Annotated in this window: 16 protein-coding genes; 4 read left to right on the forward strand and 12 right to left on the reverse strand. The window is 74.4% G+C overall.

Annotation, left to right across the window (positions count from 1 at the left end; translation table 11 throughout):
* Nucleotides 1-9 precede the first annotated feature (9 nt).
* Nucleotides 10-771, reverse strand: coding sequence for a sulfite exporter TauE/SafE family protein (locus EV383_RS01570; RefSeq protein WP_130288254.1), 762 nt, complete (start codon nucleotides 769-771; stop codon nucleotides 10-12).
* An 83-nt stretch (nucleotides 772-854) separates the two neighbouring features.
* Here EV383_RS01570 and EV383_RS01575 point away from each other — a divergent pair, with 83 nt between their 5' ends.
* Nucleotides 855-1,787, forward strand: a complete 933-nt coding sequence (locus EV383_RS01575) for a LysR family transcriptional regulator (RefSeq protein ID WP_130288255.1) — start codon at nucleotides 855-857, stop codon at nucleotides 1,785-1,787.
* Between the two features lie 24 nt (nucleotides 1,788-1,811).
* On the opposite strand, the gene EV383_RS01580 is transcribed toward EV383_RS01575, so the two are convergent.
* From EV383_RS01580 to EV383_RS01595, 4 genes are all read right to left on the reverse strand, one after another.
* Nucleotides 1,812-3,845 carry a cytochrome c oxidase assembly protein gene (locus EV383_RS01580; protein WP_130288256.1) on the reverse strand — a complete coding sequence of 678 codons (2,034 nt, stop codon included), beginning with the start codon at nucleotides 3,843-3,845 and terminating at the stop codon, nucleotides 1,812-1,814.
* Nucleotides 3,846-3,997: 152 nt separating this feature from the next.
* Nucleotides 3,998-5,581, reverse strand: coding sequence for a serine/threonine-protein kinase (locus tag EV383_RS01585; protein WP_130288257.1), 1,584 nt, complete (start codon nucleotides 5,579-5,581; stop codon nucleotides 3,998-4,000).
* Between the two features lie 163 nt (nucleotides 5,582-5,744).
* A complete protein-coding gene (locus tag EV383_RS01590; protein ID WP_130288258.1) occupies nucleotides 5,745-6,593 on the reverse strand; it encodes an alpha/beta fold hydrolase in 849 nt (282 codons plus the stop codon).
* Nucleotides 6,594-6,652: 59 nt separating this feature from the next.
* Complete coding sequence (locus tag EV383_RS01595; protein WP_130288259.1) at nucleotides 6,653-7,951, reverse strand: geranylgeranyl reductase family protein; 1,299 nt, start codon at nucleotides 7,949-7,951, stop codon at nucleotides 6,653-6,655.
* A gap of 114 nt (nucleotides 7,952-8,065) precedes the next feature.
* Between EV383_RS01595 and EV383_RS01600 the strand changes: the two genes are divergently transcribed.
* Nucleotides 8,066-9,484, forward strand: a complete 1,419-nt coding sequence (locus EV383_RS01600; protein ID WP_242622843.1) for a hypothetical protein — start codon at nucleotides 8,066-8,068, stop codon at nucleotides 9,482-9,484.
* Nucleotides 9,485-9,995: 511 nt separating this feature from the next.
* Here the strand turns inward: EV383_RS01600 and EV383_RS01610 are convergent.
* From EV383_RS01610 to EV383_RS01635, 6 genes are all read right to left on the reverse strand, one after another.
* Nucleotides 9,996-11,195, reverse strand: coding sequence for a molybdopterin-dependent oxidoreductase (locus EV383_RS01610; protein ID WP_242622844.1), 1,200 nt, complete (start codon nucleotides 11,193-11,195; stop codon nucleotides 9,996-9,998).
* 56 nt (nucleotides 11,196-11,251) lie between these two features.
* Entirely contained in the window at nucleotides 11,252-11,881 is a 630-nt protein-coding gene (locus tag EV383_RS01615; RefSeq protein ID WP_130288261.1) for a methyltransferase domain-containing protein, read from the reverse strand.
* Nucleotides 11,878-12,588 carry a TIGR04282 family arsenosugar biosynthesis glycosyltransferase gene (locus EV383_RS01620; RefSeq protein WP_130288262.1) on the reverse strand — a complete coding sequence of 237 codons (711 nt, stop codon included), beginning with the start codon at nucleotides 12,586-12,588 and terminating at the stop codon, nucleotides 11,878-11,880. The genes EV383_RS01615 and EV383_RS01620 overlap by 4 nt, the downstream gene beginning before the upstream one ends.
* Nucleotides 12,585-13,220 carry a glycosyltransferase family 2 protein gene (locus EV383_RS01625; RefSeq protein WP_207223723.1) on the reverse strand — a complete coding sequence of 212 codons (636 nt, stop codon included), beginning with the start codon at nucleotides 13,218-13,220 and terminating at the stop codon, nucleotides 12,585-12,587. The genes EV383_RS01620 and EV383_RS01625 overlap by 4 nt, the downstream gene beginning before the upstream one ends.
* Nucleotides 13,221-13,323: 103 nt before the next feature.
* Nucleotides 13,324-14,388 (reverse strand): NAD-dependent epimerase/dehydratase family protein, encoded by a 1,065-nt coding sequence (locus EV383_RS01630; RefSeq protein WP_130288264.1) that lies wholly within the window; start codon nucleotides 14,386-14,388, stop codon nucleotides 13,324-13,326.
* A 111-nt stretch (nucleotides 14,389-14,499) separates the two neighbouring features.
* Nucleotides 14,500-15,315: a nucleoside phosphorylase gene (locus EV383_RS01635; RefSeq protein ID WP_207223401.1), complete on the reverse strand. Its 816-nt coding sequence runs from the start codon at nucleotides 15,313-15,315 to the stop codon at nucleotides 14,500-14,502.
* A 483-nt stretch (nucleotides 15,316-15,798) separates the two neighbouring features.
* Between EV383_RS01635 and EV383_RS01640 the strand changes: the two genes are divergently transcribed.
* Nucleotides 15,799-16,833, forward strand: coding sequence for an LCP family protein (locus tag EV383_RS01640; RefSeq protein WP_242622845.1), 1,035 nt, complete (start codon nucleotides 15,799-15,801; stop codon nucleotides 16,831-16,833).
* Nucleotides 16,834-16,837: 4 nt separating this feature from the next.
* On the opposite strand, the gene ku is transcribed toward EV383_RS01640, so the two are convergent.
* Complete coding sequence (gene ku / locus EV383_RS01645) at nucleotides 16,838-17,893, reverse strand: non-homologous end joining protein Ku (RefSeq protein WP_130288266.1); 1,056 nt, start codon at nucleotides 17,891-17,893, stop codon at nucleotides 16,838-16,840.
* An 86-nt stretch (nucleotides 17,894-17,979) separates the two neighbouring features.
* On the opposite strand from ku, the gene ligD reads away from it, so the two are divergent.
* Nucleotides 17,980-18,903 carry a non-homologous end-joining DNA ligase gene (gene ligD / locus EV383_RS01650; protein ID WP_130288267.1) on the forward strand — a complete coding sequence of 308 codons (924 nt, stop codon included), beginning with the start codon at nucleotides 17,980-17,982 and terminating at the stop codon, nucleotides 18,901-18,903.
* Nucleotides 18,904-18,926: the final 23 nt, after the last annotated feature.

Genomic DNA, 18,926 nt, shown 5'->3' on the forward strand with positions numbered 1-18,926 from the left:
GCAAGCGTCTCAACCGCGCAGGAAGTACAGGACGGTCATCGTCGTCGCGGTCGTCAGGACGAGCGTCCGCAGCACCCGAGCGGACAGGCGTCGGGCCACCCGGGCCCCGGCGAACCCGCCCACCGCGGCCCCGAGCAGGACCGCCAGCAGCGGAACCGGGTCGGACAGCACGTCCGCCGCGACCAGGAAGATCCCGGCCGCGACGGCGTTGACGGCCGCGAGCTGCGCTACCCGCATCGGGTTGCCCGCCGCCGCGTCGATCCCGAGTCCCGCGCTCCACAGGGCGAGCATCAGGATGCCTACGGCCCCGCCGAAGTATCCGCCGTAGATCGCGAGCAGGAACTGCCCGACGAGGATCGCCCGCGGGCCCATGTCCGTCGTGCGGTGCAGCGCCGCGTCGAGCACACGGGCGAGCCGGCGCCCGAACGCCAGGACCACGGTGGCGAAGGCGAGCAGCCACGGTACGGCCGCGTCGAACGACGACGCCGGCAGCCCGAGCAGCAGGGCGGCGCCGCACCCGCCGCCGAGCAGGCTCGCCACCGTCAACGACCGGGTCGTGGTGGCCCCGACCGGCCGGATATCGGCGCGGTAGGCGTAGGCGCCGGTGACCGCACCCGGCAGCAGGGCCACGGTCGTCGACGCGTTCGCGGTGACCGGCGGAAGCCCAGCGGCCACCAGCGCCGGCAACGCCACGAACGTGCCCCCGCCACCGACGGCGTTCAGCGCGCCCGCCGCGACGCCGACGAGCAGCAGGGCGACGACCTCGATCACGACGCCAGCATCGGCTGCCGCACCGCGACCGGGCAATGCGGGATCGGCGCACCCAGGGTCAGGCTCAGCCTTAGGCTGGCGGCGTGCGCTACGACCTGGTCGACCTGCGGTTGTTCCTGCACGTGCTGGACGAGGGCTCGATCACCGCGGGGGCCGTGCGGATGCACCTGAGCCTGCCGTCGGCGAGCGCGCGGGTCCGGTCGCTGGAGCGCCAGGCCGGGGTGGACCTGCTCGTCCGCGGACGGCGGGGTGTGCGTCCCACGCCGGCGGGGACGTCGCTGGCCCGCCACGCCCGCGACGTCCTCACGCACACGGCCCGCCTGGAGAGCGCGGTCGCCGGGTACCGGCGATCCCCGGCGGCACCGCTCGTGCTGCTGGCCGGCACGTCGGCGACGCACCGGCTCGTGCCGCGGGCGCTGGCGTCGTTCCTCGCCGAGCACCCGGACGTCGACGTGGAGGCGGCCGAGCGGCCCACCCCGGACACGCTGCGGATGCTCGCCGACGGCGAGGCCGACCTCGGGATCGTCGTCGACGACGGGTCCCGCGCGCCCGGGCCGGGCACCGAGCCGCTGGGCGACGACTCGCTCGTCGTGATCGGCCGTGCCGGCGGCGTCCTGGCCGGTCGCGAGGAGCTGACCTACCGGGAGGTCGCCGAGCACCCGCTCGTCGGACTGGACACCGCGACGCCGCTGCACCGCTGGATCACCGGACGGCTCGGAGAGGACGCCCCGGTGGCCCGGGTCCGCACCCGCGCCCCGACGATCGGCACCGTCGTCACCCTGGCCGCCGCCGGTGTCGGGCTGGCGGTGCTGCCACGCCGGGCCGTCGACCCGGCGGCGCCGCTCGAGGTCTGCGCGCTGCGCGACCCGTGGTCGAGGCGGAGCCTGTCGCTGGCCTGGGGCACGACGGCGCGCCGGGACTCCGACGCGACGGCCGCCCTCGCCGAGCACGTCCGCCGCGCCGCCGGTGTCGACCACGCCCCCGGCCCGGACTCCGGGACCGCGCGGTTCAGCTGAACCGCGCGGTCCCGCGAGCGAGGGTCAGCCCCGGGAGCGGAGCTTGGCCAGCATCTCGTTGTAGGCGGTGAGGTCGGCGTCGCCGTCGCGGTCGGCCTGGCGGTCCTTGCGCACGGCCGTGCGGGTGTCGTCGCGCGACCACTGCACGATCAGCACGATCACCACCAGCAGCATCGGGATCTCACCGGTGGCCCAGGCGATCCCGCCGCCGACGTGCTGGTCCTCGATCAGGCTCGAGACCCAGGGCAGGCCGACCGAGCGGTAGAAGTTCTCGCCGAGCACGGTGTCCGAGCTCATCACCGCGATCCCGAAGAACGCGTGGAACGGCATCGTCGCCAGCAGCACGGCGAGCCGGCCCAGGTGCGGCAGCTTGTTCGGGGCGGTGTCGACGCCGATCAGGGGCCAGAAGAACAGGTACCCGACGAGGATGAAGTGCAGGTTCATCAGCTGGTGCGACCAGTGGAACCGCAGCGCGCCGTCGAACAGCCCGGTGAAGTACAGGACGTAGAACGAGCCGACGAACAGGATCGCGGCCACGGCCGGGTTCGTCAGGACCTTGGCGAAGCCCGAGTGCACGAACGCCAGGATCCACTCGCGCGGGCCGGGCGGGTTGCCCTTGCCGGCGGTCGGCAGCACCCGCAGCGCCAGCGTCACCGGCCCGCCCAGGCACAGCAGCACCGGCGCGAGCATGTTCAGCGACATGTGGCTGATCATGTGCGCGCTGAACATGGCCGGGGAGTAGAAGCCGAGCCCGGACGACGTCGCCAGCAGCACGACGGTGCAGCCGAGGAGCCAGGCCACGGTCCGGCCCGTCGACCAGGGGATCCCGCGGGCCCGGACCGTGCGGACGCCGAGCAGGTACACGCCGGCGGCGAGCAGGATCCCCGTGCCGAAGATGATGTTGAAGCGCCAGTCGACCAGCAGCGGGATCGCGCCGAACGGGCGGTCCACGTCCCAGCCGATCAGCGTCTGCAGGTCGGAGTCGGTGCTGACCAGGAACCGGGGCGGGACCATGTGGCCCATCGCGACCCCCAGCACGGCGACGAGCGCACCGCCGAGCACCAGCGGCACCAGCGTGCGGGAGCCCGCGGCGGCCGGGCCGCGGCGCAGCAGCAGGACCGTCGCCACCCCGACCACCAGGACGAGCGCGATCTCGGCGAGCAGGAGTCGTCCGTACGCGGTCCCGGTCAGCGACCCACCGCCGACGACCACGACCTGGAAGATCAGCTCACCGACGACGAACAGGGTCCCGCTGCCGAGCACGAGCAGGCGGAACCGGCGCCATCCGACGTCGGTGACCTCGCCGCCGTGCGTGCGGTACGCGGCGAGTGCGGCGACCGCGCCCAGCCAGACGATCCCGCCGACGGCGCGGATCATGCCGCCGTCGCCGCTCCAGTCGTGGTTCGCGCCGGTGGCCGCCGGGCTCACCGCGGCCGGGAACACCCAGCACACCGCGGCGAGCAGGCCCATCGCGCCGACGGCACGCCAGCTCAGGAACCAGGTGCAGCCCGCGGCGACCAGCAGCAGCGCGATGCCGGTGAACAACCAGCCCATCGGCTCCTCGAGCGTCGCGAACACCGTGAACCAGCCGGTGAGACCGCCCTGGGCGGGGGCCAGCAGCGCCGAGCCGGTCAGGTCCGAGGTCGTCGTCCAGGCCGCGCCCAGCGCGGCGAACCCGGCCACGGCCGCGGCGACACCCGCCCGGCGCAGGGCCCGGTAGCCCTCGACCCCGACGGTGCCGGAGGCCTGCGGGCGCGCCTGGAACGCGGCGAACAGCAGCGCACCGGCGGCCAGCGCGCCGCTGAGCAGCGCGACCGTCCGTAGCACCGGCCCGAGGATCCGGACGTCCAGCGGCGGAGCCGGGACGCCGACCCGGGCGTAGACCCCGGCATCGGTCAGCACGATCGCGGCCGCGGCCAGCGCGCACACGACGACGCCGAGCACCGTCAGTCCGGTCGCGACGGCACCCGGCCGGAGCCCGCCCGTGCGCGACGCGGGCGCGTCACCACGACCTGCGGGGGCCGCCGCATCGGTCACGGTCTCAGTTGCGCCGCTCAACGTCGGTCCTCCCGGGCTCGTCTGCACGTGAGCCCGGCCGGCCTCGTCCATGCCACGACGCCGGGCCCACCCAGAATGGTCCCCGACCGGGTGCCCCGCGCGCCCGCCCGGGTGCGTCATTGCCGTGCACGACACACCGGGCGCGGAACGGCCTAGAACACGCTCGACCACCAGTCGCTGACCTGGTCCCAGAATCCCCGGGCGTCGTCCCCGATCTGGGACGGGTCCGGCAGGTTCGACGGCAGGCTGGGCAGGTTCGAGGGCAGGCTGGGCAGCTGGGTCGGGATGTTCGACGGCAGCCCGCTCGGCAGGCCCGGGATCGCGGTCGGGATGCCGAAGCCGGGACCGTCGTTCTCGCTGCTGGGAGCCTCCGAGGTCGGGTCGGCCGACGTCGTCGGGGCGGCCGTCGACGACTCCGACTCGCGCGGCGGCGTCGTCTCCTCGGAGCTGTTGTTGTAGACCAGCAGCCCGATCAGCAGGACGAGCAGCACCACCACGAACGCGCCGATCGCGATCCAGCGCCCTGTCTTCGACGACCCCAGGTCGCGTTCCTCGCCCGGCTCCTCCGGCGGCGGGGGCGGCGGCGGGGCCGCACCGGACGCGGCGGAGAGCATCCCGGCGGCCTCCCGGGCGTCCGGGCGCCGCGACGGGTCGGTCGTGGTCATCGCGGCGATCGCGCCGCGCAGCGGCTCCGGCACGTCCCGCGGGACGACGGGGGAGCGGGTCAGCCGCTCGCCGGCGCCCTCGATGCCCTCGCCCTGGTACTCGCGACGCCCGGTCCAGGCCTCGAGCAGCACCAGGCCGAGTGCGTAGACGTCCGCGGGCGGGCCGACGTCGCGTCCGCGCACCTGTTCCGGTGCGAGGTAGGCGGGCGTGCCGACGATCTCGCCGACGGCGGTGTGCCCGTCCCCGCCGAGCAGCGACGCGACGCCGAAGTCGGCGAGCCGGGCACGGCCGTTGCCGTCGACCAGGATGTTCGACGGCTTCACGTCCCGGTGCGTGACGCCCTGGCCGTGCACATAGGCCAGGGTCTGGGCGACCTCCAGGCCGAACCGGCGGATGTCGTCGGCGGGCAGGCGCTCGGCCTCGATCACCTCGCGCAGCGTCGGGCCGTCGACGAGCTCCATCACCAGGTAGGCGCGGTGCGGCTCGACGGCGAAGTCGTGCACCGCGACCAGGCCGGGGTGGTGCAGGTTCGCCATGACCTGCGCCTCCTGCTGGAAGCGCGCATCGGCGGTCGGGTCGTTGCCCGGGCCGAAGATCTTCACCGCGACCGGGCGGTTGAGCCGGGTGTCGGTGGCGCGGTGCACGTCGGCCATCCCGCCCTGCCCGATCAGCCCCTCCAGGCGGTAGCGGCCGCCGACCAGCTCCGGGCCGCCGACCGGCTGCGGCAGCATCCGGGTCGAGTCCGGGTGCGCGGAGCGGGCGTCGACCGGGCCGCCGCCCATGACCTGGGTGCGGTGGTCCTGCGGGCCGACGCGCCGCGTCGCACCGGGGTCGCCCTGCGCCCCCACCGCACGGGTGCGGTCGTCGCCCGGGGGAACGCGGCGGGTGCCGTCCGGGTCGACCTGGCGGGTCGCCACCGGGTCGCCGGGGGGCGGCGGCATCCGGCGGGTGCCGGTCTCGCGCTCGGAGCGGCTCGGCCACGATCCCGGCGGGGGTCCCGGACGGCGGCCCTGCTCGCCGTCACGTGGGTCCGGCCCGCCGCGGCGGGTCCGGTCGTCGTCACCCTGCACGGGTCCTCCCGGGACTCACGGTGGGCGGGCGTGCCCTCGTTCCTGCCGGAGAGGGGAGGCGCCGCCGAGTTCGCGGTGACGGTACCGGGCGATCGGTCGTCCCTGATCGGGTCGGGCGTGACCCGTCCGGGTGTGTCGTGATCGCCGAGGGGTGATCCGGCGGTCAGCGGACCCGGGCCGCGACCCCGTCCAGGACGTCGGCGAACGCGCCGGGGTGGATCTGGAACCGCAGGTGGCTGCTCGCGATGTCGTGGACGTCGAAGCGGTTGTCCGGGGTCAGCGCGTCGGCGTCGGCGATGTAGCGGTCCTGCATCGGCAGGGGCAGCGCGCGGTCCTCGGTGAGCCGGACGTAGGTGCGCGGAATCGTGCCCCAGGTGCGCCCGTCGGCGGTGGCGGCGCCCATGTCGACGTTGAGCGACTCGTCGGGGTCCTGGGTGTGCAGGTAGGCCAGCAGCTCGGCGCGCGTGCCGTCGGCCAGCAGGGCCGTCTGCAGGCCCAGCAGGTGGTCGGGGTCGGCGGTGCGCCAGTTCATCCGCAGCGCACCCACGTCGGCCGGGTTCGCCGCGGCGATGCCCTCGGCGAGGTGCAGCAGGCTCGCCTCCATCTCCGGCGGGTTCGCCGGCGTCCGCGGGACGGGGCAGTGCGCGGAGGCGTAGACGAGGTGGTCGACGAGACCGGGCTCGGCGTTGCCGACCGCGTTCAGCGTCAGCCCGGCCCGGCTGGCGCCGACCAGCACGGTCGGGCCGTGCTCCCGGGCGCGGCGCAGCAGCGCGGTGACGGCGGCGACGTCGTCCCCCGTCCCGATCGTGTTCATCGGGCTCGACTCGGTGGCCAGCGCGACGGCGTCCTGCTCCCCGAGGTAGCCCCACGGGATCGCGGCGTCGAAGCCGTGCCCCGGTAGGTCCACGGCCAGCGCGCGGTGCCCGCGCAGGGCGAGCTCGCGCAGGGCCGGGCCCCAGCACGCGGCGTTGCAGAACGCGCCGGGGACGAGGAGGAACGTCGGGGTGCTCATCGCCGGTCAGTCTGCCCCGGCGACCAGCGGCCCTGCGACCGGTGCCCCGGCGCGCCGGGTCAGCGCGCCGCGGTCGGGACGCGCAGGTCGGCGGCCGGGAACGGCGGGCGGTCGTCGAGGCGCAGTGACGCCCTCCCCGCGGCCCGCCAGGCCCGCGCGGTGAGGTCATTGTCGGACTCGGTGACGAGGTTGCCCATCACCCGCAGCGCGACCGTCATCAACGCCCGCGAGCGCATCCCGACCGGCCCGGCCAGCGGCAGCAGGCGCGGGATCGTCAGCAGCCCGGCGAGGCGGCGCGCGATCGAGAACGCCTGCCCGTAGTGCGTGCGCAGGGTGGCCGGCCACGCCGTCGCGAGGTCACGTTCGCCGGCCATCATCTCGGCGACCAGACGCCCGGTCTCCAGGCCGTAGTCGATGCCCTCGCCGTTGAGCGGGTTCACGCATCCGGCCGCGTCGCCGATCAGGGCCCAGTTCGCCCCGGCCACTCCGGACACCGCGCCGCCCATCGGCAGCAGCGCCGACGCGGTGTGGCGGACCGGGCCGTCGAGCTGCCAGTCGGTGCGGCGCTGGTCGGCGTAGAGCTCGATCAGGCTGCGCAGCCGGACCTGGGCCGGACGGTGCTCGGTGGCCAGCGTGCCGACGCCGATGTTGACCTCGCCGTTGTTCAGCGGGAAGACCCAGCCGTACCCGGCCAGGACCTCGTTCTCCTCGCCGCGCAGCTCCAGGTGCGAGCTGATCCACTCGTCGTCGCTGCGGCCGGAGGTGATGTAGCCCCGCGCGGCGACGCCGTAGGCGGTGTCCTTGTGCCACTCGCGGCCGAGCACCCGGCCCAGGGTGGAGCGCGCGCCGTCGGCGACGACGAGCCGCTTGCACCGCACCGTCCGGCCGTCGGCGAAGACGACTCTCTCCACCCGGTCGCCGAGGTAGGTGACGTCGACGGCCTTCGCGCCGTCCATCGGCACCGCGCCGGCGTCGAGGGCGACCCGGCGGATCCGGTCGTCGAGCGTGGTGCGGGCGACCGCGCCGCCGTGGGCCGGCAGCGCACCGCCGGGCCAGGGCAGCTCCAGGGTCTGCCCGAAGCCGTGTGCGCGCAGGCCCTTGTTCGTGCCGTACCCGCGCACCCACTCGCCGAGGCCCAGGTGGTCGAGCTCGGCGATCGCGCGCGGGGTCAGGCCGTCGCCGCACGTCTTGTCCCGGGGGAACGTCGCGGAGTCGGCCAGCAGGACGTCCAGTCCGTGCCGCGCGGCCCACGCCGCCGCGGCGGAACCGGCCGGTCCGGCGCCCACCACCAGCACGTCGGTGGACTCGGGTGCGGGAGCGGACCCCTCGCCGACGGCGGGTGCAGACGTGGTGGACATGCCTCCAGTGTGGCAACCACTCCGCGGGTCCCGCCCGTCATGTGCGCCCGGTCACCGGCGATCGGCCGGCGCACCACCCGCCGCCGTTCGGCGCACTGTCGCTAGCGTGGTGACGTGTCGAGCACACCCGTCGAGGCCGGTCCACCTGCACCGGTACCCCCGGATCTCCCCGAGACCGGGGAGCCTCCGCGGCGCGGTGACGGCCCCCGCCCCGCGATCCCCGACCTGCTGACGGTCGCCGCGGCCGTCGTGTTCGTCGTGCTGGCGGCGCGGGAGGGATGGCGGCTGCTCGACGCGGGCGTCAACATCTTCGTGTTCTTCCCGCCGCTGCTGGCGAACTGGGCGCCGCACACCGGGCCGGGCACGCCGCTCGCGATCCTCGTGGCGCTCGCCGTGGTGGTGTTCGGGCCGTCGTTCGCGGCCCGGGCGGGCTGGGTCCGGCTGATGTTCGCGGCCTGGGGCGCGGCGTTCGCCTGGACGGTCTCGCTGGCCCTGGTCGACGGCTGGACGGCCGGCATCGCGACCCGCCTGACGAGCGACCAGGAGTACCTCTACGACCTGCCCCGGGTCACCGGCATCGGGCAGATGCTCTCGATCTTCTCCGACCACATCCTGACCACCGGCCAGGACCCGTCGCAGACCTGGTTCTGGTCCACCCACGTCGGTGCGCACCCGCCCGGCGCGTTCGCGGTGTTCATCGGCCTGGACCAGATCGGGCTCTCCGGCGGCGGCGCGGCCGGGGTGGTCGTGATGCTGGTCGGGGCATCGGCCGCCGCGGCCACCGCGGTGACGCTCAGGGCTCTCGGTGCGGAGGACCTCGCGCGGCGGGCGTTGCCGTTCGCGGTGCTGTTCCCGGGCGCGGTGTGGGTCGGGGTCTCCGCGGACGGGATGTTCGCCGGTGTCCTGGCCTGGGGCGTCGCGCTGCTGGCTCTGGCCACGGTCGGGACCGCGCGGGCCCGCACGATCGGCTACGGGCTGGCCGGCGGGCTGGTCCTGACGCTGAGCATCTACCTGTCCTACGGCCTGGCGATCGGCGTGCTGTTCCCGCTCGCGGTGCTGGCGGCGACCCGGAGGTGGTCGATCGTGGCGCCCGCGCTGGGCGGGGCGGCGATCGTCGTCGCGGCGTTCACCCTGTCCGGGTTCTGGTGGCTCGACGGGTTCGACAAGGTCCGGCTGATCTACGCGGGTTCCATCGCGCAGGACCGCCCGTACGAGTACTTCGTCTGGGCCAACATCGCGGCGGTGCTGTTCGCGCTCGGACCGGCCGTCGTGGCGGGCCTGCGGCGCTTCGTGACGCACCCGCGGGCCGTCCCGGTCGGGGCGGCGCTGCTGATCACGGCCGCGGTGCTGGCGATCGCGCTCGCCGACTACTCGGGGATGAGCAAGGCCGAGGTCGAGCGGATCTGGCTACCGTTCGGGGTCTGGCTCGTGCTGGTGTGCGGGCTGCTCCCGCACCGGCAGGTCCGCGGCTGGCTGGTCGCGCAGGCCGTCCTCGCGCTCGCCGTCAACCACCTGCTCACGATGCCGTGGTGAGCGTGCCCTGATGCTCGCCACGAGCGTGCGCAGGAGCCAGATCACGAGTGAGATCGCGAACAGCGCGACCGTCAGCCAGACCCAGCGCTCCCGGTAGGGCTCCTGGTCCAGGCCGGTCGCGGCGAGCGTCGTCGCACCGCCCTGCTGGATGATCCCGGGCAGGAACATGAGCAGCGACAGCCCGGCGCCGAGGACCGGGATCCGGATGTGGTTCACCAGCGGCACCCGGGTCCGGGGCAGCGCCTTCAGCACGAGCGCGAGCACCCGGTCCCCGCCCGCGTAGAGCGGGAACAGCACCAGGTCGTGCAGGAACAGCGCGCCGGCGAACCAGATCAGGACCGAGACCAGCGACGGGTCGTCGATCAGCAGCAGGTCCACCGTGTAGGCGACGAGCGCGAAGCAGGCCAGCACGAGGACCAGCCGGACGAGCGCTCCGGCGCCGAGGCGGGCGAGCGCCCCCGGGCTGCGCCGTGCGCGTTCCGGCGGGGCGGTGGCGGTGGGGGAGTCGGGCTCAGACACGACGGAACTCGATGATGACGACCCACTTCGTGTTGTGCACCCCGGGCAGGGCCGGGACGATCACGCGCGCCGGGTACCCGTGGTCGCGGGAGAGCTCCGCGCCGTTGACCTGCATGGCCAGCAGCGAGTCCGGTGCCAGTACCTGCGCCTGCGTCAGCTGGGCACGGGCGAACGGCCCGACCTCCACCGACCGCACGACAGCCGACGCCGGCTCCGGCACCCCGGCCGCGACCGCGAGGTCACGGAGCCGCACACCCGTCCACGTCTGGGTGCTCGACCAGCCCTCGACGCAGGCGATCGGAAGCTCCGCGGTGTGCTGGGGCATGGCGGCGAGGTCGGCGCGTTCCAGGCGCACCGGCGACGGTCCGCCGTTCAGGGTCAGGGCCCAGCCGTCGGTGATCGCGGCCGCGGCGATGCCGGAGGCGACGAACGTGCGGTTGACCGGGAAGTCGTTCGGCCCGCCGGCCTCGGTCGAGTCCGGCGCCGTGGTGCGGCCCCGGGGCAGCAGCAGCGCGGTGGGCCGCAGCCGACCGCCGAGCGTCTGCCCGAGCGTGATCGCGGCGACGAACAGCGCGCCACCACCGACGAGGGCCAGCGCACCGCGGCGCGTCATCGTGGGCGGGTCCGGGTCGGGCGCCACGAGACCGTGGACGTCGGGCGGCTCCGGGACGGTCGCCGACAGCGGTGTGCGCAGCTCACGGACCAGCGAGCGGGAGCGCAGGCTGCGCACCATCGTCGGCAGCTTGAGCAGCACGTGCAGGACGAACGCGGCGATGAAGACCCAGGCGCCGACGAAGTGCGCCAGGTAGAAGCTGAACCCGAACACGTAGTCGTACTGGATGTTGAGCAGGCCGGTGACGATCTCGAACAGGATCCCGCCGACGAGCAGGACCAGCGACAGCCGCTCGAGCGCTCTGACCGGGCCCTTCGGCGGGCCGGTGAACAGCTTGGGGATCACCGACCAGAGCTTGGCCAGCACGACCGGCACCAGGATCATCCCGAGCCCGATGTGCAGGCCCTCGGTCAGCCGGAACAGCCACGACGGCGACACCGGCCACTCGAAGAACGGCAGCCGCAGGAAGCCCACGTCGGACGGGATGGACTGCCCGAACTGCGGCGAGTACGCCATCCAGTCGAGCAGCCCGGTCACGATGACGATCGGCAGACCGATCAGCAGCGGGAGGGCGAACATCGAGGTCAGCCAGGGACCACGGATGGGACTGCGCCACCGGAGGACCCGTGAAGACCTCATGACCTGGTCAGCTCCACGAAGGATCGGTGCCCGGTGTACCGCGCGGTCGTGGCGAGACCGACGGAGGCGGCCATCCGGGTCAGCTCCTCGATCCCGACGACGGCCCACGGCAGCGGCTCCCCGACCGCCGGTCCGGTGCAGACCTGCACCGTTCCCGTCCAGACGAGCTCCGGGCGCGGGTCGGCCTCGACCAGCACGGTGCCGCCCGGCGCGAGCAGGCGCGACGCCCGCTCCAGCAGCCGGTCCGGCTCGCCGCCGATGCCGATGTTGCCGTCGGCGAGCAGCACGTGGCCCCAGTCGCCCTCGGTGGGCAGCGGGGCGAACAGGTCCTGGCGGATCATCGAGACCCGGCGACGGCGGCAGTGCGTGGCCGCGACGCCGGACTGGTCGACCCCGAGCACCGGCACCCCACGCTGCGCGAGCGCGGCGACCAGCCGTCCGGGGCCGCAGCCGAGGTCGACGGTCGGGCCGCTGCAGCGGTCGAGCAGCCAGTCGTCCTCGCCGCCGGCCGCGTCGGTCCAGCGGGAGACGTCGAGCAGGACCTCGGTGCCGTCGCTGCACAGCAGCCGGGAGGGGATCCCGGCCAGCGCGGCGTCGAACGCGAGACGGGTGGCGGCGGCGGTCATGCCGGGCTCCCTGCGGTCAGCGCGGACGTCAACGCGTCCACGGAGGCGGCGAAGCGGGAACCGGGGACCAGGGCGGCGACCTCGACGGCCTCGTCGGCGGTGTCGACATCGGTGAGCTCGGGTACGGTCGCGACCCGCAGACCCGCGGCGCGCAGCGCCGCCAGCGTCCGGGCCCCGGTGTCGTCGCACGACATGGGGACGTCGGCGAGCAGGGCGGCCCGGCGCGGGTCGCGCAGGCCGAGGATCCACCAGCCGCCGTCGGTGGCGTGTCCGAGCACCGCGTCGGTGCCCGGGGTGAGCAGGGTGCGGGCGCACTCGCCGAGCAGCTCGGCGGAGGCCTGCGGGGTGTCCATCGCGACCTGCAGGCTGGGCAGCTCGGGGTGCAGCGCGGCGGCGTCGGCGTGCGCGGCGGCGATCCGCTCGCCGAGCGAGTCCCCGCGCTGCTCGACGACGTCCGTGCGGTCCAGGACGGCGTGCAGCTCCTCGGCCAGCACGGCGTCGGAGCGCTCGCCGGTGAACGAGACGACCGGGCGCACGCCCGGCACGGCCAGCACCGCGTCCAGGGTGTCGAGCAGGGACGCCGCGGCCAGGGTCGCGGCCTGCTCGGCGGTGGCCGGCGGGCACAGACGGGTCTTCACCCGGCCGGGGACCGGGGCCTTGGCCAGCACGATGATCGCGACCGGGGTCGCCGTCTCACCGGTGGTCATCGCAACAGTCCCGTCATGTCCCGGGCGGCCCGGAAGGTGCCCTTCACCGAACCGGAGACCTTCGAGCGGCCCCCGGCGCGTCGGGAGTAGGCGACCGGGATCTCGTCGAACGTCCAGCCCGCGGCCCCTGCCTTGATCAGCAGCTCCAGCGGGTAACCGAACGCGCGGTCCTCGATCTGCAGGTCGATCAGCGCCTTGCGGTGCGCGACCCGGATAGGCGCGATGTCGTGCACCGGGACGCCCTTGCCGCGCAGCATCGCGGCGATCACCGAGTTCGCGGCGCGGGCGTGCCAGGGCCACACCCCGGCGGTGTCGGGGATCCGGCGGCCGACGGCCATGTCGGCCCGGCCGTCCATGACGGTCTCGGCCATCCCGGGCAGCACGTCCGGGTCCAGGGACCCGTCACCGTCGAGGAAGGCGACGAGATCGGCCTCGGCGTTGACCAGGCCGGTGTGTACGGCGGCGCCGTACCCGCGGCGGGGCTCGACGACGACACGGGCGCCGTGGGCGCGGGCCACGTCGGCGGTGGCGTCGGTGGACCCGTTGTCCACGACGAGGACGGGCCAGTCCGCGGGCAGTCGCTTCAGAACCGCGGGCAGGGCTTCTTCCTCGTCGAGACAGGGGAGCACGATCTCAGGACATCGGTGCACGGCGTGATCTTGGCCCTTTCGGGTGGGGTGCGCTCGGGGGCTGGAAAGGTGTTCGGTCCCGGGCGGACATCGGTTCGGCGGTGGGTCAGGCGTTCAGCCCGGCGGGGGAACGCAGCGGGTCGGTCGCGAACGCGGCGACGCCCTCGGCGAAGCCCGTCGCGGCCCGGAAGCCCAGACGCTCCTTCGCGTAGGACGGGTCGGCGACGACGTGCCGGACGTCGCCCGGACGGGCACCGCCGACGACCTGCGGGGCCGGTCCGTTCATCGCGGTGGCGAGCTCGGTGGCGAGGTCCAGGATCGTGTGCGGCTCGCCGGAGCAGACGTTCGCGGCACCGAACCCGGTCGAGGTCGGCTCCGCCGCGAGTGCGAGTGCGTTGGCCGCCGCCACGTCCGAGACGTGCACGAAGTCACGTCGCTGCAGGCCGTCCTCCATCACCCGGGGGCCTTCGCCGCGTTCCAGAGCGGACCGGAAAATCGACGCTACCCCGGAGTACGGGGTGTCGCGCGGCATCCGCGCCCCGTAGACGTTGTGGTAGCGCAACGCCCAGACGGTGCCGCCCGTCTGGCGTGCCCACGCGCTGCACAGGTGTTCCTGTGCGAGCTTGGTGGCGGCGTAGGTGCTGCGCGGGTCCAGCTGCGCGGACTCCGGGACCAGCCCGGACACCAGGTCGCGCCCGCACTCGGGGCACAGCGGCTCGAAGCGGCCCGCGTCGATGTCGGCGAACGCGCGCGGCCCGGGACGGACGACGCCGTGCTCCGGGCAGTCGTAGCGGCCCTCGCCGTAGACGACCATCGAGCCCGCGAGCACCATCCGGGAGACCTTCGCCTCGTGCATCGCCGCCAGCAGCACCGCGGTGCCCAGGTCGTTGTTGGACGCGAAGTCCGGCCCGTCCGAGGGGTCCACGCCGTGACCCACCATCGCGGCCTGGTGGCACACCGCGTCCACGGCGGGGAGCAGGCGGCGCAGCACCTCGGGGTCGCGGACGTCGCCCTGGACCAGCTCGTGGGAGGAGATCCACTCCGGGGCCCGGCCGCCGTGCGCCTGCGGCAGCAGTGCGTCGAGCAGGACCACCTCGTGCCCGTCGGCGGTCAGTCGGTCCGCGATGTGCGAGCCGATGAAGCCCGCCCCGCCGGTCACCAGTACTCGCATGGCGCGCAGAGTATGGGTCACCCCCGTCCGGGGCAGCGGCGGCCCGGGGCTCACCGGTCCGCCCGGCGTGTCGCGGTTCCTCCGGTGCGATGCGCGTCCCGGGGGGACCTCCTACCCGGTCGGTCCGTCCAGTAGCGCGTCCACCCCGGCCAGCGCGAGGCCGAACATCCCGGCGCGGGCCTCGCGCGCCGTCGTCCAGCCGCGGTGCTCCCACTCCGGGCCGGCCAGCGAGTCGGCGGCGAGCAGGAGCTGGGCGAACCGGACCCCGGTGAACCGGGCGACCGCCAGCAGCGCCGCGGCCTCCATCTCGACGACCGCACAGCCCTCTTCACGACGGCGACGTACCCGCTCCGGGGTCTCCCGGAACACGGCGTCGGTGGTCCAGCTCCGGCCGACCACGTACGGCACGCCCTCCCGGCCCAGCAGAGCCGACAGCGCGTCGACGCCGGCCGGGTCGGCCTCGACCACCCGGCCCGCGGGCAGGTAGTGGAACGAGGTGCCCTCGTCGCGCAGGGCGCTGCCGAGCACGACGGCGTGGCCCAGCGTCAGGTGCGGCAGCAGCGCACCGGCCCCGCCGACACCGACCACCGTGCGCACGCCGAGCGCGGCGAGCTCCTCGAGGAACATCGCCGCAAGCGGAGCCCCGACGCCGGGGTGCAGGACGGCGACCGGGCGTCCGGCGGGGGAGTCGACGACCCAGAGCGGGTTGCGTCCCAGCTCCGAGCGCAGCGTGGTCGCGGCGCGGGCGGTGGCCCCGACGCCGTCGACGACCTCGGGGAACCAGCACATGACGGCCGCGGCCGGCATGTCGTCGACCTCCGGGACGATCTCGGACGCGCGGATCACGCCGGACTCGCCCAGGTCGTCCTCGAGCAGGGGCAGGTCGGTGACGGGTGCGGCTCCCGTGCCGTTCGGGTCGGTGCTCATCGCGGGCGATCATCGCCTGTCGCGCACCGGGTCGTCTCCTCCGGGCCCGCAGGTGAGCGCTCCCGGCCGTCCGGCCGGCGGCGGATCCGGCCGTGCCGGGCCGGATGCCGCTATCGTCGGATCCAGGTGCGAGTGGTGCGGAACGGCGACACCCCGATGTCGTCGTGACGACCCGCTCCTACAGGATGGTGGACGATGCCCGGTGACTTCCGAGGCCGCCCCCCGCAGGGCGGCGGGCCGCCCCCGCGCGGTGGCCGCGGTCCCGGCTGGGCGAACCAGCCGCCGCGTCGCCAGCCCCCACCCGGTCGACAGGCCCCGCCGTCCCCGCCGCAGGCCCCGCCGCCCTCGGCTCCCCGTCCGGGCGGGCCGCTGCGCCAGCCGCCGCCGCGGCAGGGCGGACGTATGCCCCCACCCGGGCGCGGTGGAGCGGCCCGTGGCGGAGCACTGCCCCCGCCGGTCCCGCAGCGGGCCCGGGGTGGAGCGATGCCGCCGCCGGCGCACCCGGCGTCGCAGGCGCCGCGCGGCTACGGCGGAGGTGGTGGCGGAGGCCCGCTGCTGCGCCGCCCGACGAACCTCCGGATGCCGACCGGGCTGTTCCGGGGCGGGCGCTGGAAGGCCGTGCTGGTCGTCCTGCTGGTCGCGATCGTCGGCTTCGGCGTCTACCTCGACGCGAACCTGTCCCGGGTGGAGGCGCTGCCCTCGGACAGCGAGGCGTCCTCGGACGGCACCAACTACCTGATCGTCGGCTCGGACAGCCGCGACGGCCTGTCCGCCGAGGACGAGGAACGCCTGGCCACCGGCGACGCCGCGGGCCAGCGCACCGACACGATCATGCTGCTGCACACCGGCAGCTCCGGCGACGTGCTGGTCTCCATTCCGCGCGACTCCTACGTCCCGATCCCGGGCAACGGCAGCAACAAGATCAACGCTGCGTACGCGATCGGCGGCCCGCAGCTGCTCGTGCAGACCGTCGAGGCCGCGACCGGGCTGCGCATCGACCACTACGCCGAGGTCGGCTTCGGCGGGTTCGTCGGCGCGGTGGACGCGGTCGGCGGGGTGACCATGGACATCCCCACCGCGATCGAGGACCCCAAGGCCGGGCTCAACATCCAGGCCGGTGAGCAGGAGCTCGACGGCCAGACGGCGCTCGGCTACGTCCGCACCCGCGCCACCGCCGGGTCGGACTTCGACCGCGTCGGCCGGCAGCGCGCGTTCCTCTCGGCGCTGATGAACAAGGCGACCAGCCCGCTGACGCTGATCAACCCGTTCCGGATGATCCCGCTGGCCTCGGCCATGACCGACACGATCACCGTCGACGACGGCGACCACCTGTGGAACCTGGCGTTCCTCGCCTGGGGGATGAAGGGCGTCTCCGGCGGTGACGGCGTCGCCACGACGGTGCCGGTCGCCCGCGGCGGGTCCGGTGCCACCCTGCGCTGGGACCGCTCCCGCGCGACGAACCTCTGGGGCGCCCTGCAGAAGGACGAGGCCCCCTCGAAGGCCGACTACGGCCCCTGACCGGTCAGGCGGTCTTGCGGGGAGCCCGCTTGCGGGTGGTCGTGGTCTTCGCGTCCGACTCGACCTTGTCGTCGGCCCCGGTGTCGTCGGACTTCTTCGAGCGGGAGCGGGTCGTGCCCGATCCGGAGCTCGAGGCCGTGCTCCGGCGACGGGTGGTGGTGGTCTTCTTCCCGTCGTCCCCGGAGTCGGACCCGGTGTCGTCCTTCGGGTCGGCCGTGTCGTCGGCCTGGTCGTCCTCGGACCCGGTCTTCGGCTTCGACGACGTCGACTTCGACGTGGAGCCGCGGGCGGCGTCGACGCTGGCCTGCAGGGCCGAGAGCAGGTCGCTCATCGAGTCCGCGCTGTCGTCGCGCTTCTCCGCGGCCGGGGCCGGGCGGGCGTCGCCGTGCTCCTTCTTCGACTCGATCAGCTCGACGACGGCGTCGCGGTAGTCGTCGTGGAAGTCGGCCGGGTCGAAGTCCGCGCCCATGCTCTCCACCAGGGACGACGCCATCTGCAGCTCCTGCGGGCGCAGCTCGACGTCGGTCTCGAGGATGTCGAACTCGGGCTCGCGCACCTCGTCCGGCCACAGCATCGTCTGCAGCACGATCGCCTTGCCGCGCACGCGCAGCAGCGCGATCGTCTCCCGCTGGCGCAGGGCGACCTTGACCACGGCCATCCGGTCGGTCTCGGTCAGCGCCTCGCGCAGCAGCGCGTAGGGCTTGGCCGCCTTCGTCTCGGGCTCGAGGAAGTAGCTCTTGTCGAACAGCAGCGGGTCGATCTGGTCGGCCGGTACGAACTCGATGACGTCGATCTCGTGCCCGGTGGCGACCGGCAGCGAGTTGAGGTCGTTCTCGTCGAGGGTGATCAGCTCGCCCTCGGGGGTCTCGTAGCCCTTGGCGATGTCGGCGTACTCGACGACCTCGTCGCAGACCTGGCAGGTCCGCTTGTAGCGGATCCGGCCCCCGTCGGCCTCGTGGACCTGGTGGAACCGGACGTCGTGGTTCGTCGTCGCCGAGTAGACCTTGATCGGCACGCTGACCAGCCCGAAGGACACGGCCCCGCTCCAGATGGCACGCATGGCGTTCCTCCCCCTCGTGGCGAACCGAACTCGGTCGTGGCACGCCGACCCCGGCCCGGCGGTGACAGCATGACGGTGTGTTGCCCATGCTCGCCACCCCCGGACCCCTCCCGACCGGGGACGACTGGCTCTTCGAGGTCAAGTGGGACGGCATGCGGGTCATCGCCGACGTCGCCGACGGGACCCTGCAGCTGGCGACCCGCACCGGGCGTGACGTCACCGCCAACTTCCCGGAGCTCGCCGGTCTGGCCGAGCTCGCGCCGGACGTCGTCCTCGACGGTGAGGTCGTGCTGCTCGACGGCGGGGTACCCAGTTTCGACGCGCTCGCACATCGGATGCACTCGGCCGTGTCGCCGTCGGTGGCCCTCGCCCGGCCGGTCACGTTCATGGTGTTCGACGTGCTGCGCCTCTACGGGGTGGACCTGACCGACCGTCCGCTCGCCGAACGCCGCGCCACCCTGGACCGGCTCGACCTGGACGGCCTCGACACCGTCGCGTCGTCCCCGCTCTACCCGGACGGCGAGGCGCTGATGGCCGTCACCGGGGAGCGCGGGATGGAGGGCGTGGTCGCCAAGCGCGCCGACTCGGTGTACCGGGCGGGCCGGCGCAGCCCGAGCTGGGTCAAGGTCACGCACCGGTACTCGCAGACCTGCCTGATCGGCGGCTGGCGCTCCGAGCGCACCAGCGTGCTGCGGATCGGTGCCCTGCTGCTCGGTGTCCCGGACGACGACGGAGGGATGACGTTCGCCGGCCGCGTCGGGTCCGGGCTGGCCGGGTCCGCGGTGCAGCAGGTGCTGGCCGAGCGGCTGGCCCCGGTGACGACGGCGGCCTCCCCGTTCGGCGGGGACGTCCCGCGGGTCGATGCGAACGGGGCGCACTGGACCGAGCCGACGATCGTGGTCGAGGTCGCGCACCTGGGCTGGACCGCGGCCGGGCGTCTGCGCCAGCCGGTGTTCCGCGGGGTCCGTGACGACGTCGAACCGTCGGAGATCCGTCGCGAGCGGGGCTAGCTATCCATCCTGGTCCAGGACCC

Source organism: Pseudonocardia sediminis, assembly GCF_004217185.1.
Classification (GTDB): domain Bacteria; phylum Actinomycetota; class Actinomycetes; order Mycobacteriales; family Pseudonocardiaceae; genus Pseudonocardia; species Pseudonocardia sediminis.